Below are 16,236 nucleotides of genomic sequence, written 5' to 3'. Positions count from 1 at the left end.
ACTACGACATCGGCTCCGGCTTGGCACCCAGCTTGGGCGGTAGCGGGATGAATTCCTCGTGGTCCAGGTCCGGCAGTTTCATGCGTCCGGCGGCCCAGTCGGCGCGGGCCTGGTCGAGCCGTTCGGGCGACGAGGAGACGAAGTTCCAGTCGATGTAGCGCGGCCCCACCGGTTCGCCGCCCAGCGCCATGACCACCGCGCCGCTGTGGGTGGCGATGGTGGCGGCCTTGCCGGGCACCAGCACCGCCATCTTGCCCGCTTCGACCCGCTCGCCGTTGATCTCCACGTCGCCGCTGGCCACGTAGACCGCCCGCTCGGGGTACTCGGCCGGCAGCGACACCCGCGCGCCAGCGCGCAGTTGCCAGTGCACGTAGAACTGCGGCGAATCGACTTTCACCGGCGACGTCACACCGACCAGGCTGCCGGCGATCAGCCGCCCGGTGAGGCCGTCGTCGTCGAAGACCGGCAAGTCATGGTTGGCGTAGTGCCAGAAGCCCGGGTCCATCTCCTCGCGCCCGTCCGGCAGCGCCACCCAGGCCTGGATGCCGTCCAGCGGCCCGCCCTGTGCGCGCAGTTTCTCGAAGCGCTCCGAATGCGTGATGCCGCGGCCGGCGGTCATCCAGTTGACCTCGCCGGGGCGCACGGCCTGCTCGGAGCCGAGGCTGTCGCGGTGCATGATCTCGCCGTCGAAAAGATAGGTGATGGTCGACAACCCGATGTGCGGATGCGGGCGCACGTCCGCCTCGCGCGGCAGGCCGGGCGCGATCTGCTTCGGGCCCATGCGGTCGAAGAAAATGTAGGGGCCGACCATGCGGCGCTGGGCGAACGGCAGCACGCGGCCGACTTCGAAGGAACCCAGGTCGCGTCGGCGCTGTTCGATGATGAGCTCGATCATGGAGTACCTCCGGGTGGCAGCAGGGGAATGCAGGCGACCACTATCGCACCATGGGTGCGGCAAGGTCAGGCGGAGGTGGTTTCCACCGGCAGGCCGTGCGAACGCCACGCCTCCAGCCCACCCGCCAGCGGTCGCACGCGCACGAAACCCAGCTGCTTGAGCTGGCTGGCCACGCGCGCCGCCGAGGCTTCGTTCGGGCAGTCGCAATAGACCACCACTTCAGCGCTGGCGTCGGCGACGAGGTCGGCCACGCGCGCCGCGTGGACCGCGCCGGGTATCCAGCCCGTCGCATCGCGTTCGGCTGCGCTGCGCACGTCGATCAGCAGCGGGCGGCCGGGCTTGTCCATCAGCGCCTGCAGCTCGGCCACGGAGATGCGCTCCATCCGCAGCTCGCGCAGGAACAGCCGGCGTTTCCAGTATTTGCGGATGATGAAAACCACCAGCGCCACCAGCACCACGCCGATGCCGACCCGGCCCAGCGATTCCAGCGTCAGCAGCGCCTCGTTGACGGCGTCATGGAACACCACGCCGGTGGCGATCGCCACGCCCGCCCACAGCACGGCGCCGGTGCCGTCATACGCCACGAAGCGGCGCAGCGGCGTGCGCTGGTGGCCGGCCAGGGTGGTGCCGACCGCGGCAAAGCCGGGAATGAACTTGGCCAGCACCAGCGACGGCGCCCCCCACTTCGCGTAGATCGCACGCGTGCTGGACACGCAGCTGTCGGGTGACAGCGAAACGCGGCAGATCAGCCGCAACATGTGCGCGCCATGCCGACGCCCGGCCAGGTACCACAACGTATCGGCCAACAACGCGGCCAGCGTGGCGGCCAGCAGGATCGGCCAGACCGGCTCCTGGCGCTCCATTGCCTGCGCGCTGGCCACGACCAGCGGCGGCCAGGCGGGAATCGGGATGCCGCCCTGGTCGAGCAGCACGACCAGAAAAACCAGCCACAGCCCGTAGGTCGACAGCAATGCGTTCAGCGCTTCGATCATCTGACGTGTCGCCTCGGGTAAATCCGTCGGCCCAGCTTACTTGCCCTGGCGCACCGGGGCGAAAGTGGCCCGCACGGCGCTCAGGTGGCGGCGATCTCGACGGTCACGTGCACCAGCTCTTCGTGGATGGCCAGTTGCCGGCGCACGTCCTCGGCGCTGATGGGCGTCGTCACCACCAGCCCCAGGATGCAGGCGTAGCTGTTGCGCCCGACGCGCCACACATGCAGGTCGCTGACGGCGGCGGTGGCAAACTGCTCGCGCACCACGTCGCGGATTTCCTCCACCACCGGCTGATCCATCTCCGCGTCCAGCAGGATCTTGCCGGATTCGCGCAACAGCCCGAGCGCCCAGCGTGCCACCAGGATCGAGCCGACGATACCCATCGCCGGGTCGAGCCATGCGGCGCCGTAAAGCTTGCCGCCCACCAGCGCCACGATGGCCAGCACGGATGTGGCCGCGTCCGCGATCACGTGCAGGTAGGCTGCGCGCAGGTTCACGTCGTGGTGGTGACCATGGCCATGCGCGTGGCCGTGCGCATGGCCGTGGTCGTGCCCGTGACCATGCTCTCCCTTCAACAGCCATGCGCACAGCAGGTTGACGCCCAGGCCGAGCACGGCAATCGGGATGGCTTCGTCGTAGTGGATCGTGGCGGGTACGAACAGGCGCTGCAGCGACTGGATCATCATCAGCGCGGCAACCACCGCCAGCAGCATGGCGCTGCTGTAGCCGCCGAGTATCTCGATCTTCCACGTGCCAAAGGCGAAGCGGCCGTCCTTTGCGTAGCGCCGCGCCAGCGCATAAGCCATGACGGACAGCCCCATCGCCAGCGCATGCGAACTCATGTGCCAGCCATCGGCCAGCAGCGCCATCGAATTCAGCCAGTAACCGCCAACGATCTCCACCACCATCATCGCCGCGGTGATGTACACCACGCGCCGGGTATTGCGCTCCGCCTTCGCATCGACGTGGTTGAACTGGTGGCTGTGGGTGAACGGGGCGATGTCGGGCGCGGGCATGAGGTGGTCTCGGGTCATATACTCCCCCGCAGTATATGAGCGCGAGGCCACCCCATGTCGCATATCCATGAAAATCGCAAAAAGCTGGTCGCCCGCGTGCGCCGCATCAATGGGCAGATGGCCTCGCTCGAGCGCGCGATCGAAGGTGATACGGAGTGCGGCGCCGTGCTGCAGCAACTGGCCGCCGTGCGCGGCGCGGTCAACGGGCTGATCCTGCAGGTGATGGAAGGTCATCTGCGCGCCCACGTGGCCGGGCCCGGCAGCAGCAAACGGCAGGACGAGTTGCTGCCGGTGCTGGCGGTGCTGAAAAGCTACCTCAAGTAGTCGCCGGGCTGTCGTCTTCACGCCAAACGTCCCTTGACTCATGCAGCATGGGGCTCGGCATTCGTCCGGAGGAGACTGATATGGTTTCGATCGTCGATCGCGTGCGCCCCGGCGGCGCGCGTCTTTTTCATGCGGCTGTCCTGGCCGGCGCGTTGGCCTTGTTCCTCGGTGCGCTGCTGACCGACTACGCCTACTGGACCACCTACCTGATCCAGTGGAGCAACTTCGCCTCCTGGCTGCTGGTTGGTGCGATGGTGCTCACTTCCGTCGCCGTCATCTGCGAAATCTTCGCCCTCGTCCGTGGCGGGCGCAGCATCGTTCATATCGTGGTGCTGGTGGCGACCTGGCTGGTCGGCTTCTTCGATGCGCTGTATCACGCCAGGGATGCGTGGGCGATCATGCCCATGGCGCTGGTGTTCTCGGTGATTGTCGTCGTGCTGGCCTTCGTGGCGACCTGGATCGGTTTCGCAAGCCTGCGCGCGGGAGGTGCACGATGAAAATTTCCAGCCTGAAAGTCCTGCCCATCGCCGCCGCCGTGATGTTGCTTGCGTCCTGCGGCAAGGCACCCGATCTGAACCAATACGGCGCCAGCCCGGAGCTGCCGTCGCCAGCGCGCGGCGTCATGCCGGACATGATCATCGCCAAACCCGCCGCCTGGGGTGACCAGGTGCCCACCGTGCCGCAGGGCTACAGCGTCACCGCCATCGCCACCGACCTGGGCATTCCGCGGCAGACTTTGGTGCTGCCCAACGGCGACATCCTGGTGGCCGAAGGTCGCGGTGGCCATGCGCCCAAGCTCAAGCCCAAGGACGTGATCGCCGGCAAGATCAAGGCCAAGGGCAACACCTCGGTCAAGAGCGGCAATCGCCTGACCCTGCTGCGCGACGCCGATGGCGATGGCAAGTACGAGCTGAAGACCGTTTTCGCCGACAACCTCGACGCGCCCTACGGCCTCGCCCTCGTCGGCAACAACCTGTACGTCGCCAACCAGGGCGAGCTGGTGCGCTTCGATTACCAGGCGGGCCAGACCCACGCCAGCGGTGCGCCGGTGAAGGTCACCGACCTGCCATCGGCGATCAACCACCACTGGACCAAGGCGCTGGCGGCCAGCCCCGATGGGCGCTACCTGTACGTGGCCATCGGCTCCAACAGCAACATCACCGAGCGCGGCATGACCGCCGAAGTCGACCGCGCGCGCATCTGGCAGGTGGACGCCGCCACCGGCGCGCACAAGGTCTACGCCACCGGCCTGCGCAACCCCACCGCGCTGGCGATCCAGCCCGGCACCGACACCTTGTGGGTGGTGGTCAACGAGCGCGACGAGATCGGCCCGAACCTGGTGCCCGACTACCTCACCTCGGTACGCGAGGGCGGCTTCTATGGCTGGCCCTATGCGTACTGGGGCCAGCATGTCGACACCCGTGTGATGCCGCAGGACCCGGCCAAGGTCGCCGCCGCCATCAAGCCCGATTACGCGCTGGGCTCGCACGTGGCCGCGCTGGGCGTGGCGTTCTCGGCACCCACGATGGGCGGCCAGTTCGGTGACGGTGTGTTCGTCGGCGAGCACGGCAGCTGGAACCGCAACCCGCCGGTGGGCTACAAGGTGGTGTTCGTGCCGTTCCACGATGGCCGTCCATCCGGCGAACCCATCGACTTCGTCACCGGTTTCCGCACGGAAGACGGCAAGACCCGCGGCCGCCCGGTCGGCGTCACCGTCGACCCACGCGGCGCGCTGATCGTCGCCGACGATCTCTCCAACACGATCTGGCGCGTCACACCGACGGCGGCTGTCGCCGCGCCGGCGGCAACACCTCCGGCACCAGCGACATCGTCGCCCGCGCCGGCGGCGCCGTCCAGCGCGCCATAAGCTGCTGGCGGCAAGGGCGCGCTCTGGTTGATGAGTGCGCTCTTGCTGGGCCAGCTCTCTTTCTCCTCTGTGTGGCCAGAGAAACGTGGCCCACTGCGTCGCAGGAGCGGTGCGAACGGCGAAGCCGGCCCGAAGGGCAGAGGGCAGGATGACCGGCGCAAAGAGAGGCTACCCTCGCTACGCGGCCTTGTTGCCTCGTCTCACCGCCGCACACGGGCCCGGGTAGAGCGCGGCCATCTTGGCCCGCACTTCTCAGAAGAGCCAGAGCAGAGCCGGCTGTTACCTTCTCCGTTTAGCTTCCTCCGTCCCGTTTTCTCCGGCTGCTCGGTCAGGCCGCCGTATGGGCACCGGCGCGATATGCCGCCAGGGTGCCGCCCGTGGTGGCGATTCGCTCGGAGTGAACGGTGAGAGCGAATGCGAGGGTGGATGCCGGAGTTGAGGCAACGCAGGAGCGGTTGCCCGATGTCCGCAAGGCGGCGTAAGCGGAGTGTTCTTTCTCCTTGCCTTTGCTCTCGCTTTTGCTCTTTCGCTGTCAAAGAGCGTCGCGACTGAAGTCGCTCCTGCAAAGATCTGAAGCAACGGCGAGAGTATCGGGCACGACCGAAGGAAGTCCCTTGTGGACAGAGTGGGCTGCACGGAAGGATCCTGTTGCCTTGAGGCCATCGCCGCCGTCAACGCCCCACATCCCACCCCGGCACCGCAAACGCCTCCACCAGAAAATCCACCAGCCTCCGCGTCTTGATCGGCAGGTGTTTGCGTGAGGGATAGACCGCGTGGATGCCCAGGGTCATCGTGCGCCAGGTTGGCAGCAGTTCGACCAGGTCGCCGCGGCGCAGGTCGTCGGCGACGATGAAATCGGGTTGCAGGATGATGCCCTGGTGTTCCAGCGCGACGGCGCGGCAGGTGTCGCCGTTGTTGGCGTGGATGCGCGCGTGGGTGTGCACGACGACGGGGGTTTCGTGGGGGGCGGTGAAGGTCCATTCGTCGCGGGCGGCGAAGTAGCTGTAGGAGATGACTTCGTGCTGCGCCAGTTCGTCGGGGTGCGCGGGTGTGCCGTGTTGCGCGAGATATTGCGGTGAGGCACAGGCGATCATGCGGGTGGTGGCGAGTTGCCGGCTGACCAGCTGCGAGTTGGGCAGGTTGGTGATGCGTATGGCCAGGTCGTAGCCCTCTTCGACCAGGTCGACCACGCGGTCGCTGAGTTCGATGTCCAGCGACACCTTGGGGTACAGCTGCGCGAAGCGTGGCCACAGCGGGGCGAGGTGCAACACGCCGAAGCTGAGCGGCGCGTTGATGCGCAGGCGTCCGCTGGGTTCGCCGCTGCGCGAGCTGATTTCCGATTCCGCCTCGTCGACGGCGGCCAGCATCTCTTTGGCGCGGGCGTAGAACAGTTGGCCGTCGTCGGTCAGCGACAGTCGACGCGTGGTCCGGTGCAGCAGGCGCGCGCCCAGGCGCTGTTCAAGCTCGGCGACGTGGCGCGATACCGCCGCCTTGGACATGCCGATGGCATCGGCCGCGCCGACAAAGCTGCCGGCGTCGACCACGGCCACGAAGCTGGTCATTTCCTGGAATTTGTCCACGTCGCCTCCTTTTATCTCGAATAACGAGACAGTAAGTCAATGCAAAGCTAGTTTATCGATGTTTGGTTGGTCAATAGAGTACGTCCCATGCCTGGACGCCCTGGGCCACTGACGGAGACTTCCATGAACATCACTTTGATCGGCACCGGCAACATGGGCTCGGCGCTTGCCAAACAACTCACCCGCGCTGGCCACACCGTGCGCATCACCGCCCGCGACCTGGCCAAGGCGCAGGCGCTGGCCGCCGCCAACCCCGGCGCCGTGGCTGCGGCCCCGGCCGAGGCGTTGGCCGGTTCGGACGTCGTCGTTGTCGCCACCGGTTACGCCGATGCGGTGCCGGCGCTGCGCTCGCTGGGTTCGCTGGCGGGCAAGGTCGTCATCGACATCACCAATCCGCTGACCGCCGACTACATGGGCCTGACCCTGGGCTACGACACCTCGGCCGCCGAGGAGATCGCCAAGGCCGTGCCCGAAGCCGAGGTGGTGAAGGCGTTCAACACGCTGTTCGCGCAGGTGCTGGCTGATGGCCCGCAGTTTGCCGATGGCCAGGTGGCCCCCGCGTTCTTTGCGGGCGACAGCGAGCGGGCGAAGCAGACGGCGAAGGCGCTGATCGAAAGCCTCGGTTACACGCCGGTCGATGCCGGCCCGCTGAAAAATTCTCGCTATCTGGAACCGCTGGCCGCGCTGAACATCTACCTTGGCTACGGCGCCGGTCTTGGCACGTCGATCGCGCCGACCTGGATCAGCAAGGCCTGATGCGTCCGCGTCATCCACTTACTTCTTGTCATCCAAGGAATCCTCATGAACGCTTCGCTCGCACTGTTCGGCCGCATCGGCCTCTCGCTTGTTTTCATCATCTCCGGCTGGGGCAAGATCGCCGGCTACGCCGGCACCCAGCAATACATGGAGGCGATGGGTGTGCCCGGCGCCTTGCTGCCACTGGTGATCGCGCTGGAGCTGGGCGGTGGCCTGGCCATCCTGGGCGGCTTGTTCACGCGCTGGATTGCACTGGCGCTTGCCGCGTTCTCGGTGGCCAGTGCCGCGCTGTTCCACGCCAATCTCGGCGACGCTGCGCAGGCGATCAACTTCTGGAAGAACGTGGCGATGGCCGGTGGCTTCCTGATGCTTGCCGCCCATGGCGCCGGCGCGCTCAGCCTCGATCACCTGTGGGCCAGGCGTCGCAACGCCTGAGTTCCGCAACGAGCAGTTCAACCCGGCGGGCGCCATTGCGCCCGCCGTCTGTGGAGGAAACACCATGACTACCGCCCCCTCGCTCTTCATCTCCCACGGTTCGCCGATGTTTGCGCTGGAGCCGGGCTTGCTCGGCCCGAACCTGCGCGCGGTGGGTGAGTCGTTGGCGGACATCACCGCCGTGCTGGTGGTGTCGCCGCACTGGCAGACCCGGGGCGTGCGCGTGGCCAGCAGTGCCGCGCCGGAAACCATCCACGATTTCGGTGGCTTCCCCGCGCCGCTGTACCAGTTGCAGTACGCCGCGCCGGGTGCACCGGCGGTGGCGCAGGATGCCGCGCGGCTGCTTTCGGACGCCGGCTTCGAAGTGGCACTCGACGAACGCCGCGGCCTGGACCACGGCGCGTGGGTGCCGCTGCGGTATCTGTTCCCGCGCGCCGACGTGCCGGTGTTCCAAGTGTCGCTGCCGCAGCACATCGATGCGGCCGGCGCCTTGCGCATGGGGCAGGCCCTGGCGCCGCTGCGCCAGCGTGGCGTGCTGGTGGTCGGTTCCGGCAGCCTCACCCACAACCTGTACGAATTCCGCCAGGAGATTCGCAACCCTGAATACGCGCAGGAATTCGTGGATTGGGTTCGCGATGCGGTGGCCGCGCGCGACGTCGAGGCGCTGGTGGATTACCGCCGCCGCGCACCGCACGCCGAGCGTGCACATCCCACCGAGGAACACTACCTGCCGCTGCTGGTGGCCGTGGGCGCCAGCGTCGATACGGATGCGCCGCGGCTGGTCGAAGGCGGCATGACCTACGGCGTGCTGTCGATGGATTCGTTCGCGTTCGGCCTGCCCCATGCGGCGCAAGGGAAGGCAGGATGAAGACCGTGCCACCCCTGTGGAACGATCCCGCCTCGTACTGACCTTCCGCCCCTGCAGCCGCCGCCGCGACGGCCAACGTCGCTACCGGTGCTGCTGCACGGCGTGGGCGGCAACCTCGACGCCAACGTGGCGCTGACCGCACCCGGGTTGGGTTCGCCGTGCGGGCCGCGCGCATCCTGCCCGAAATCGAACCCCAACTCCCGGATCAGCGCAGTGCCGTGCCGAAGCGATTCCCGCGCGGCAGGTAGTGATGCTGGGAATCGAGCGAGACGATAACGCGGTGCGCGCGGCCGACGATCTCGTTGCGGGCGAAGAAGCCGAGATAGCGCGAGTCCATGCTGTTGTCGCGGTCATCGCCCAGCAGCAGGTACTGGCCGGGCGGTACCTTGGTCGGGCCGAAATTGCTGAGCGGGCTGGGGTGGCGGTTGGACAGGCGGATCGCGTGGTGCAGCGCGCCGTAGCGTTCGGTCGCGTAATGCGCGGGATCGCGCAGGTCATCGTGGATGCCCTGGTACCCGCTGGTCGTGTAGCTGGCCGCCTGGCCGTTGATGTAGAGCACGTTGGCGCGCATCGCCACCTCGTCGCCGGGCAGCCCGATCACCCGCTTCACCAGCCGCTCGTCGGCTGCCGGCGAATCCAGCACCACGATGTCGCCGCGTTGCGGATCGGCCAGGCGGTACAGCGAGACGTGGGTCAGCGGCAGGCGCACGTCGTAAGCCAGCTTGTCGACCAGGATGCGGTCGCCGATGCGGATGGTCGGCTGCATCGAGCCGGTCGGCACCACGTTCCAGTCGGCCACCGCGCTGCGGAAGACGACCATGCACAGCATGAAGGCCATGAAGCCGCGGTTGCGGAGCAGAAACTTCGCGATCGTGCGCATGGCTTTCCCCTGGCATGGATGGTCGTTCAACTGGTGACCGCGCCGCTGGCCTGAAGTTTCGGCGGCCGGGGCGCGGTTCGGCCATCTCATCCGATCGCGCCAGGTTGAATGAACCCGATCGATGGCGCGAGCGCAGTGCGTCGACGGTTCTCCGGTGGCATAGAATGTCCGTTCCTGCAGGAGATCGCGATCCACATGTGAGCAGCACGATGCATCCCTGACCCTCGATGGCATGTGCGAAGCGTGCCGTCCGGTTTCTGGCTGTGCCCGCCGAAGCGGGCGCGTTCCATGGGAGATCCCTGCATGTCGGATGTTCGCATTCGCGTTTCCAATCTCGTTTTTTCATGGCCCGACGGCACGCCCGTGCTGGATGGGCTTTCATTCGTGCTGGGTCCGGTTCGCACCGGTCTGGTCGCACCCAACGGGGCAGGGAAGAGCAGCCTGCTGAAACTGCTGGTGGGCGAACTGTCGCCGCTGTCCGGCCAGGTGACGGTCGACGGTGTCGTTGGATACCTTCCGCAAAATCTGCCGCTCGATGGCGAGGCCACCGTGGCCGACGTGCTTGGCGTTACGAGCAAGCTGCGGGCGCTGGACGCGATTGCCGCCGGTGACGTCGATCCCGCGCATTTCGATGTCGTCGATGACGATTGGGATCTGCGCGAGCGCAGCGCGGCGGCGCTGGCGCGTCTTGGCTTGAAAGATGTCGCGCCGGAACGTCGGCTGGCCACCTTCAGCGGCGGCGAGGCGATGTCGCTGGGTCTGGTCGCGCAACTGTTGCGACGCCCCGACGTCCTGCTGCTGGACGAACCTACCAACAACCTCGACCAGGCCACGCGTCAGCGCCTGTACGGGGCGCTGCAGGAGTGGAAGGGCTGCCTGCTGGTGGCCAGCCATGACCGCGAACTGCTCGATCGAATGGAGCAGATCGCGGAGCTGACGCCTTCCGGCTTGCGGTTGTACGGCGGTGGCTACGCGTTCTATCGCGAAACGCAGGAAGCCGAGCGACGCGCCGCCGAACAGCAGGCGCGCAACCTGCGCAGTGAGCTCAAGCGCGAGAAGCGCGACATGCAGCAGGCACGCGAACGTACCGCACGCCGGGCAGGCAACGCCGCACGAAACGTGGCTGACGCCGGACTGCCGCGGATCGTGGCCGGCAATCGCAAGAGCGCCGCGCAGACCACCGCGGCGAAGGCGGATGCCACCCATGCGGCGCGAGTGCAACAGGTGCGCTCGCGCCTGCACGATGCCACGCAGGCGCTGGGCGAGAACGCAGTGCTCGATCTCTCGCTGCCGGCCACGCGCGTGCCGGCGGATCGCGTACTGTTCTCGGCCGAAGGCTTGCGAGTGCGGCGGGGTGGTCGCGACCTGTTCGGCGCGCACGGTCTGGCATTTACGATCCGTGGTCCGCAACGCATTGCGCTGCGCGGAGTCAACGGCGCGGGCAAAAGCACCTTGTTGCGGGTTATCGCCGGGGAATGCACGTCCGATGGAAGCGTGCGTCGGGGCGCCGGTCGCGTGGCTTATCTTTCGCAGCGGCTGGACCTGCTCGATCCCGCGCGCACGGTGGCGCAGAACCTTGCACTTGCCGCGCCCGACATGCCGGCGCAGGAGCGCGCAAACCTGCTCGCCCGGCTGCAGTTCCCGGGCGATCGCATGGATCTGCCTGCGCTGGCGTTGTCTGGCGGCGAGCGCCTTCGCGCGGTGCTGGCCTGCGTGCTGCATGCCACGCCGCCGCCAGTGCTTCTGCTGCTGGATGAACCGACCAACAACCTCGACCTCGATGCGGTGGACCTGCTGATCCAGGCGTTGCGCGCCTATGAAGGTGCGCTGGTGGTGGCAAGCCATGATCCGGCGTTCCTGGCGGAAATCGATGTGGACCGCTGGCTCGAACTGACGGACGGCCAATTGGTGGAGGACATCGGGCGCTGATTCCTGCAGCCGACTCTCCGGCCACCGTCGCAGGATGATGCCTTGGTATCGATCGACACCTTCGTGGACTGTACGACCTGCGGCGTGCGGTCATTCGGTCTGCTGGCGGCAGCGAATGTGCGCTGGGGGCGACGGCATGAAACTATTGTCGCCAAAGGGGGCGTTGATACGTCCATCGTTGCGGTCTTGTGGACGAAGGGCGTGGCATCGGGCGTCGGGGTTGGTACTGTTCAACCTCGGCCCGGTATGGAAGGCCGGCCGGGGCTCAGGCGGAACATTGAACCGGCCGCGGCTGGATGGGTTTCATGCCTGGGGTGACGATGCTGTTTCGCCAACCGCTGCCGCCGCGCGGCAAATCATTCGATGGGGATCTTCATGCGCCTGGCCGTTCTTCTTGTATCTGCATGGGTACCGTTTGCACTGTGGGCCGGAGGGATGAACGGCGGCGGCGCTGCGCGATCCACGCCGGCCGCCACGGCCAGCAGCGCTCCCACGATGCTTCCGCAAGCCGCCATCGCGCGGCGCTACTTCGGCAATGACGCGCCCTGGTACGAAAACAACATCCCGTTCTTCGATTCCCCGGATGCGAAAACCAACCAGATCTACTACTACCGCTGGGAAGTATTCCGCGCGCATATCCGCGCGGTGGGTGCGCAGGGGAATTTGTTCACCGAATTCCTGCAGGACATGACGTGGGATCGCGACCCCTATTCCACGCTCAACGACTCGGCCATCTTCCCGATCTACGACGGCCGCTGGCTTCGTGATCGCAGCTATCTGGACGACTGGATCAGCTACCTGTGGACCGGTGGCGGCAACAACCGGCACTTCTCCGAATCCATCGCGGACGCCACCTGGCAGCGCTATGAAGTGGACGGCGATGCGGCGTTCGCCACCCGCTTCCTGCCCTCGATGGAGCAGACCTACAACCTGTGGGACGACCATTACGATTTCGACAAGCACCTGTACTGGATCGAACCCCTGCTGGATGCCACCGAGTACTCGATCGCCTCGATCGACGCCAGCGGCGGCAAGGATGGTTTCCGGGGCGGCGACGCGTTCCGCCCCTCGATCAACAGCTACATGTTTGCCAACGCCCGCGCCATCAGCCGGTTGGCGGCGCTGGCTGGCGACGACACCACCGCCAGCCGTTACGCGGCCAAGGCAGCCGATCTGCGTCGCCATGTCGAACAGCACCTGTGGAGCACGGAGCTGGGCCACTTCATCGACCGCTACAAGGTCGACAACGCGTTCGTGCATTACTGGGACCCGGTCGGCGGCCGTGAATTGGCCGGCTATACGCCGTGGACGTTCGGGCTCGTCGACGATCCGAAATACGCCGTGGCATGGGCGCACGCGCTGAAGGCCGATCAATTGCATGGGCCTCATGGCCTGCGCACGGTCGAGCCCAGCTACAAGCACTACATGCAGCAATTCCGCTACGACGAGGCCACCGGGTTGCGCGAATGCCAGTGGAATGGGCCGGTCTGGCCGTTCCAGACCACGCAGGCGCTGATCGGGTTGGCCAACCTGCTCAACACCAGCAGCCAGACGGTGATCACCCGCTCCGACTACATGTCGCTGCTGAAGCAGTACACCGAGCTGCATTATGTCGACGGTCATCCCGACATCCAGGAAGACTACGACCCGGCCACCGGCAAGCCCATCGTCGGCCTGCCGCGCAGCCACCACTATTACCACTCCGCCTACGACGACCTGATCATCACCGGCCTGGTCGGCATTCGCCCGCGCGCGGACAACGTGCTCGAGGTCAATCCGCTGCTGCCGCGCGATGCATCCGATCCCAACGCCATGGCCTGGTTTGCGCTGGAGAACGCGCCGTATCACGGCCACCTGGTTTCGGTGTTGTACGACCGCGATGGCAGCCACTATCACCGTGGTGCAGGACTGCAGGTGTTCATCGATGGTCGCAAGGTGGCGTCATCGCCCGTGCTTGCGCGCCTGACTGTCCCGATCGATCAGGCGCCGTTGCCGCCGGTGACGCGTCACGTCGACCTGGCGGTGAACCTTGTCGCCGACGGCTTTCCCCAGCCGTCGGCGTCGGTGAATGGCGATGACAAGAAAGCCCTGCGGCAGAGCATCGACGGCCGCATGTGGTTCTTCCCGCAGATTCAGGAAGGCTGGAGCACGGCGGGTGCGGCGGACAAGCCGCAGTGGTACGCGCTCGATTTCGGAACGCCGACCACGATCGCTTCGTCGCAAATCTTCTTCCTCGATGACGCCACGCATTTTGCCGCGCCCGCGTCCTACGCCATCCAGTATTTCAAGGATGGCGCCTGGCACGCGGTTGGCAGCGAACCGGTCGGCAAACCGCTGGCCAATGGCGTGAATGCGCTCGGCTGGGCACCGGTGACGGCGCGCCGATTCCGCGTGCAGCTCACCCCGCCGGCTGGTCAGCGCGCCGTGCGTCTGCTGGAGTGGAAGCTGTACGCGAGCGCGCCCGTGCATCAGTTGGTCGGCGCGACGCAGCACCCGTAGGTGCATCGCGTGATTTGACCCACCACCGCGGACAGGCCATCGCCGCCTGTCCGCCCGCATTTCGCCCCTGTCTGCCCGCTGCGGCGCCGCCGGCGCTGTTGTGATGGACGCTCCGATCACGGGAGTGCCGCGGCATGGGCAAGTGGACACAGACCGTTACCGCCAAGGTGCTGGGCATCGGCGCGCTGGCGTTGCTGATGACGATACCGCTGCTGCAGGTGCGCGAGCTGGTGAGTGAGCGCCAGCAATTGCGCAGCGATGCAATCAGCCAGATCGCGCAGGGCTGGGGCGGCAAGCAGGTCATCGGCGGGCCGGTGCTGGTGGTGCCGACGCTGCGCCAGGTGGCGGTGGAAGGGCAACTGACGCCGCGCTGGCAGACCGACAGCGAAAGCGTGCTGGCCGATACGCTGAAGCAGGACGTGGCGATGGTGGTGACCACGCGCAGCTATGGCATCTACAGCGCGCCGGTGTTTGTGGCCACGGTGAAACTCGCGGCGCAGTTCCGCGCACAGGACGTCGCTCAGTATCGCCACGCCGGCGATGCGTCGTGGCAGGGTGGCAAAGCCGAGCTGCGGTTGCCGATCGGTGATCTGCGCGGCCTGCAGGAGATTTCCGCATTGCGCGTCAACGGCCAGCCGGCGCGCTTCGAATCCTCGGCCGACCGACTGGGCCACTGGCCGACCGTGGTGGTGCCGATCGATCCGGACACGCTGGGCGACCAGCCGATCGACGTGCAGATCGTGCTAAAACTGGCCGGCACCGAAGCGCTGCAGCTGCTGCCGTTGGCGCGCAGCACCGACGTGACCATGCGTGCGCCGTGGAGCGATCCCGGTTTCATCGGCGCCGCGCTGCCGCTGGAACACACCATCGATGCCGACGGTTTCAGCGCGCACTGGCATCTGCTCGATCTCAACCGCAGCTATGGCCAGCACTGGAGCGATGGCGATGCCGGGATGAATGATGCTCTACGGGCGTCGACCTTCGGCGTGCAGCTGTACCAGCCGGTCGACGTGTACCAGCGCAACGTGCGCGCGGGGAAATACGGCCTGCTGTTCATCGCGATGACCTTCGTGGCGTTCTTCCTGTTCGAGGTGCTCAAGCGCCTGCGCGTGCATCCGGTGCAGTACCTGCTGGTGGGCGCGGCGCTGGCCACGTTTTACGTGGTGCTGCTGGCGCTGTCCGAGCAGATCGGTTTCGGCCCGGCCTACGCGTTGGCCGCGTCCGCCGTGGTACTGATGGTGGGCGGCTATGCGATGGCGGTACTGCGCGCGTGGCGTGCCGGTGCGTTGCTGGGCGGCGTGCTGGGATTGATCTACGCGATGCTGTACGGGCTGATCGCGGCCGAACAATACGCGCTGCTGATCGGCGCGCTGGTGCTGCTGGCGACGGTGGCGCTGATGATGTATCTGACCCGCCGCATCGACTGGTACGCGAGCATTCCGGAAGCGTCGGCTGCGTCGACCGAAGCGCCAGCCGCTATCATGGGCGGATCATGAACCTGCTCGCGATAGAAACCGCCACCGAAGCCTGTTCCGTTGCGTTGATCCACGGCCAGGAGCTGATCGCCCGCAGCGAGATCGCGCCACGTCGCCACACCGAGCTGGTGCTGCCGATGGCCGACGCCTTGTTGGCCGAGGCCGGCATCGATCGCCACGCGCTGGATGCGATCGCCGTGGGCCGCGGCCCCGGCGCGTTCACCGGCGTGCGGCTGGGCGTGTCGCTGGCGCAAGGGATGGCGCTGGGGCTGGACCTGCCGGTGATCACCATTTCCTCGCTGGCTGCGCTGGCGCTGGAGGCGCCGGAAGAGGGCGATGAGACGGCCATCCTGGCGGTCATCGATGCACGCATGGGCGAGATCTACGCGGCCAGCTATCGGCGCGACGGCCTCGGTGGCCTGATCGCGCTGGACGAGGAGCGCATCTGCACCGCCGATTCGCTGCAACTGCCCGCGGCATCCGCGTGGCAAGTGGTCGGCACCGGCTGGGCCACCTACGCCACCGAACTGAGCCAGCGCCTCACCGGCACCTTGCACTCGGCCGATGGCGTGCGTTATCCGCAGGCCGCGCATGTGGCCGAACTGGCGCTGGCGGAATTCAACGCCGGCCGCGCGCAGGCGCCCGAACTGGCCTTGCCCGTCTATCTGCGCGACAAGGTGGCGTTGACCCTGGTGGAGCAGGGCAAAGCCTGAGCCTGCC

At 66.8% G+C, this 16,236-nt stretch carries 15 protein-coding genes; 10 read left to right on the top strand and 5 right to left on the bottom strand.

All coding sequences use genetic code 11. The annotated features are described in order from the left end of the window. Nucleotide 1: 1 nt before the first annotated feature. The 3 genes from ASD22_RS08250 to dmeF form a co-directional block, all read right to left on the bottom strand. Nucleotides 2-895 (bottom strand): pirin family protein, encoded by an 894-nt coding sequence (locus ASD22_RS08250; RefSeq protein WP_056081655.1) that lies wholly within the window; start codon nt 893-895, stop codon nt 2-4. A gap of 65 nt (nt 896-960) precedes the next feature. After that, nucleotides 961-1,887 (bottom strand): rhodanese-like domain-containing protein, encoded by a 927-nt coding sequence (locus ASD22_RS08245; protein WP_056081652.1) that lies wholly within the window; start codon nt 1,885-1,887, stop codon nt 961-963. Between the two features lie 80 nt (nt 1,888-1,967). After that, complete coding sequence (gene dmeF, locus ASD22_RS08240) at nt 1,968-2,903, bottom strand: CDF family Co(II)/Ni(II) efflux transporter DmeF (RefSeq protein ID WP_056081649.1); 936 nt, start codon at nt 2,901-2,903, stop codon at nt 1,968-1,970. A 54-nt stretch (nt 2,904-2,957) separates the two neighbouring features. Here dmeF and ASD22_RS08235 point away from each other — a divergent pair, with 54 nt between their 5' ends. The 3 genes from ASD22_RS08235 to ASD22_RS08225 all read left to right on the top strand — a co-directional run bounded on the left by ASD22_RS08235 (nt 2,958) and on the right by ASD22_RS08225 (nt 5,094). Further along, nucleotides 2,958-3,227: a metal/formaldehyde-sensitive transcriptional repressor gene (locus tag ASD22_RS08235; protein ID WP_056081646.1), complete on the top strand. Its 270-nt coding sequence runs from the start codon at nt 2,958-2,960 to the stop codon at nt 3,225-3,227. 80 nt (nt 3,228-3,307) lie between these two features. Beyond that, the gene (locus ASD22_RS08230; protein ID WP_056081643.1) at nt 3,308-3,724 is read left to right on the top strand and encodes a hypothetical protein; all 417 of its coding nucleotides are present in this window, start codon (nt 3,308-3,310) and stop codon (nt 3,722-3,724) included. Continuing rightward, the gene (locus tag ASD22_RS08225; RefSeq protein ID WP_056081640.1) at nt 3,721-5,094 is read left to right on the top strand and encodes a sorbosone dehydrogenase family protein; all 1,374 of its coding nucleotides are present in this window, start codon (nt 3,721-3,723) and stop codon (nt 5,092-5,094) included. The genes ASD22_RS08230 and ASD22_RS08225 overlap by 4 nt, the downstream gene beginning before the upstream one ends. A 671-nt stretch (nt 5,095-5,765) precedes the next feature. Here ASD22_RS08225 and ASD22_RS08220 read toward each other — a convergent pair. Further along, nucleotides 5,766-6,674, bottom strand: a complete 909-nt coding sequence (locus ASD22_RS08220; protein WP_056081637.1) for a LysR family transcriptional regulator — start codon at nt 6,672-6,674, stop codon at nt 5,766-5,768. 123 nt (nt 6,675-6,797) lie between these two features. On the opposite strand from ASD22_RS08220, the gene ASD22_RS08215 reads away from it, so the two are divergent. The 3 genes from ASD22_RS08215 to ASD22_RS08205 all read left to right on the top strand — a co-directional run bounded on the left by ASD22_RS08215 (nt 6,798) and on the right by ASD22_RS08205 (nt 8,733). Further along, nucleotides 6,798-7,430: an NAD(P)-binding domain-containing protein gene (locus tag ASD22_RS08215; protein ID WP_056081635.1), complete on the top strand. Its 633-nt coding sequence runs from the start codon at nt 6,798-6,800 to the stop codon at nt 7,428-7,430. Nucleotides 7,431-7,475: 45 nt separating this feature from the next. After that, the gene (locus ASD22_RS08210) at nt 7,476-7,865 is read left to right on the top strand and encodes a DoxX family protein (RefSeq protein WP_056081630.1); all 390 of its coding nucleotides are present in this window, start codon (nt 7,476-7,478) and stop codon (nt 7,863-7,865) included. A gap of 64 nt (nt 7,866-7,929) precedes the next feature. Further along, a complete protein-coding gene (locus ASD22_RS08205) occupies nt 7,930-8,733 on the top strand; it encodes a class III extradiol ring-cleavage dioxygenase (RefSeq protein WP_056081627.1) in 804 nt (267 codons plus the stop codon). Nucleotides 8,734-8,938: 205 nt separating this feature from the next. On the opposite strand, the gene lepB is transcribed toward ASD22_RS08205, so the two are convergent. Then, on the bottom strand, nt 8,939-9,613 hold the full coding sequence (gene lepB, locus ASD22_RS08200) for a signal peptidase I (protein WP_056081623.1): 675 nt from the start codon (nt 9,611-9,613) through the stop codon (nt 8,939-8,941). Nucleotides 9,614-9,916: 303 nt separating this feature from the next. On the opposite strand from lepB, the gene ASD22_RS08195 reads away from it, so the two are divergent. The 4 genes from ASD22_RS08195 to tsaB all read left to right on the top strand — a co-directional run bounded on the left by ASD22_RS08195 (nt 9,917) and on the right by tsaB (nt 16,229). Further along, nucleotides 9,917-11,542 carry an ABC-F family ATP-binding cassette domain-containing protein gene (locus ASD22_RS08195; RefSeq protein ID WP_056081619.1) on the top strand — a complete coding sequence of 542 codons (1,626 nt, stop codon included), beginning with the start codon at nt 9,917-9,919 and terminating at the stop codon, nt 11,540-11,542. Nucleotides 11,543-12,037: 495 nt separating this feature from the next. After that, entirely contained in the window at nt 12,038-14,041 is a 2,004-nt protein-coding gene (locus ASD22_RS08190) for a discoidin domain-containing protein (protein ID WP_200946346.1), read from the top strand. Between the two features lie 134 nt (nt 14,042-14,175). Continuing rightward, nucleotides 14,176-15,537, top strand: a complete 1,362-nt coding sequence (creD, locus tag ASD22_RS08185) for a cell envelope integrity protein CreD (RefSeq protein WP_056081614.1) — start codon at nt 14,176-14,178, stop codon at nt 15,535-15,537. After that, nucleotides 15,534-16,229, top strand: a complete 696-nt coding sequence (gene tsaB / locus ASD22_RS08180) for a tRNA (adenosine(37)-N6)-threonylcarbamoyltransferase complex dimerization subunit type 1 TsaB (RefSeq protein WP_056081611.1) — start codon at nt 15,534-15,536, stop codon at nt 16,227-16,229. Before creD ends, tsaB begins: the two co-directional genes overlap by 4 nt. The last annotated feature ends 7 nt before the right edge of the window (nt 16,230-16,236 follow it).

It is taken from the genome of Rhodanobacter sp. Root480 (assembly GCF_001426645.1).
Classification (GTDB): Bacteria; Pseudomonadota; Gammaproteobacteria; order Xanthomonadales; family Rhodanobacteraceae; genus Rhodanobacter; species Rhodanobacter ginsenosidimutans.
Note: the sequence above shows the minus strand (reverse complement) of the source record. Positions and strands in the feature narration are given on the sequence as shown.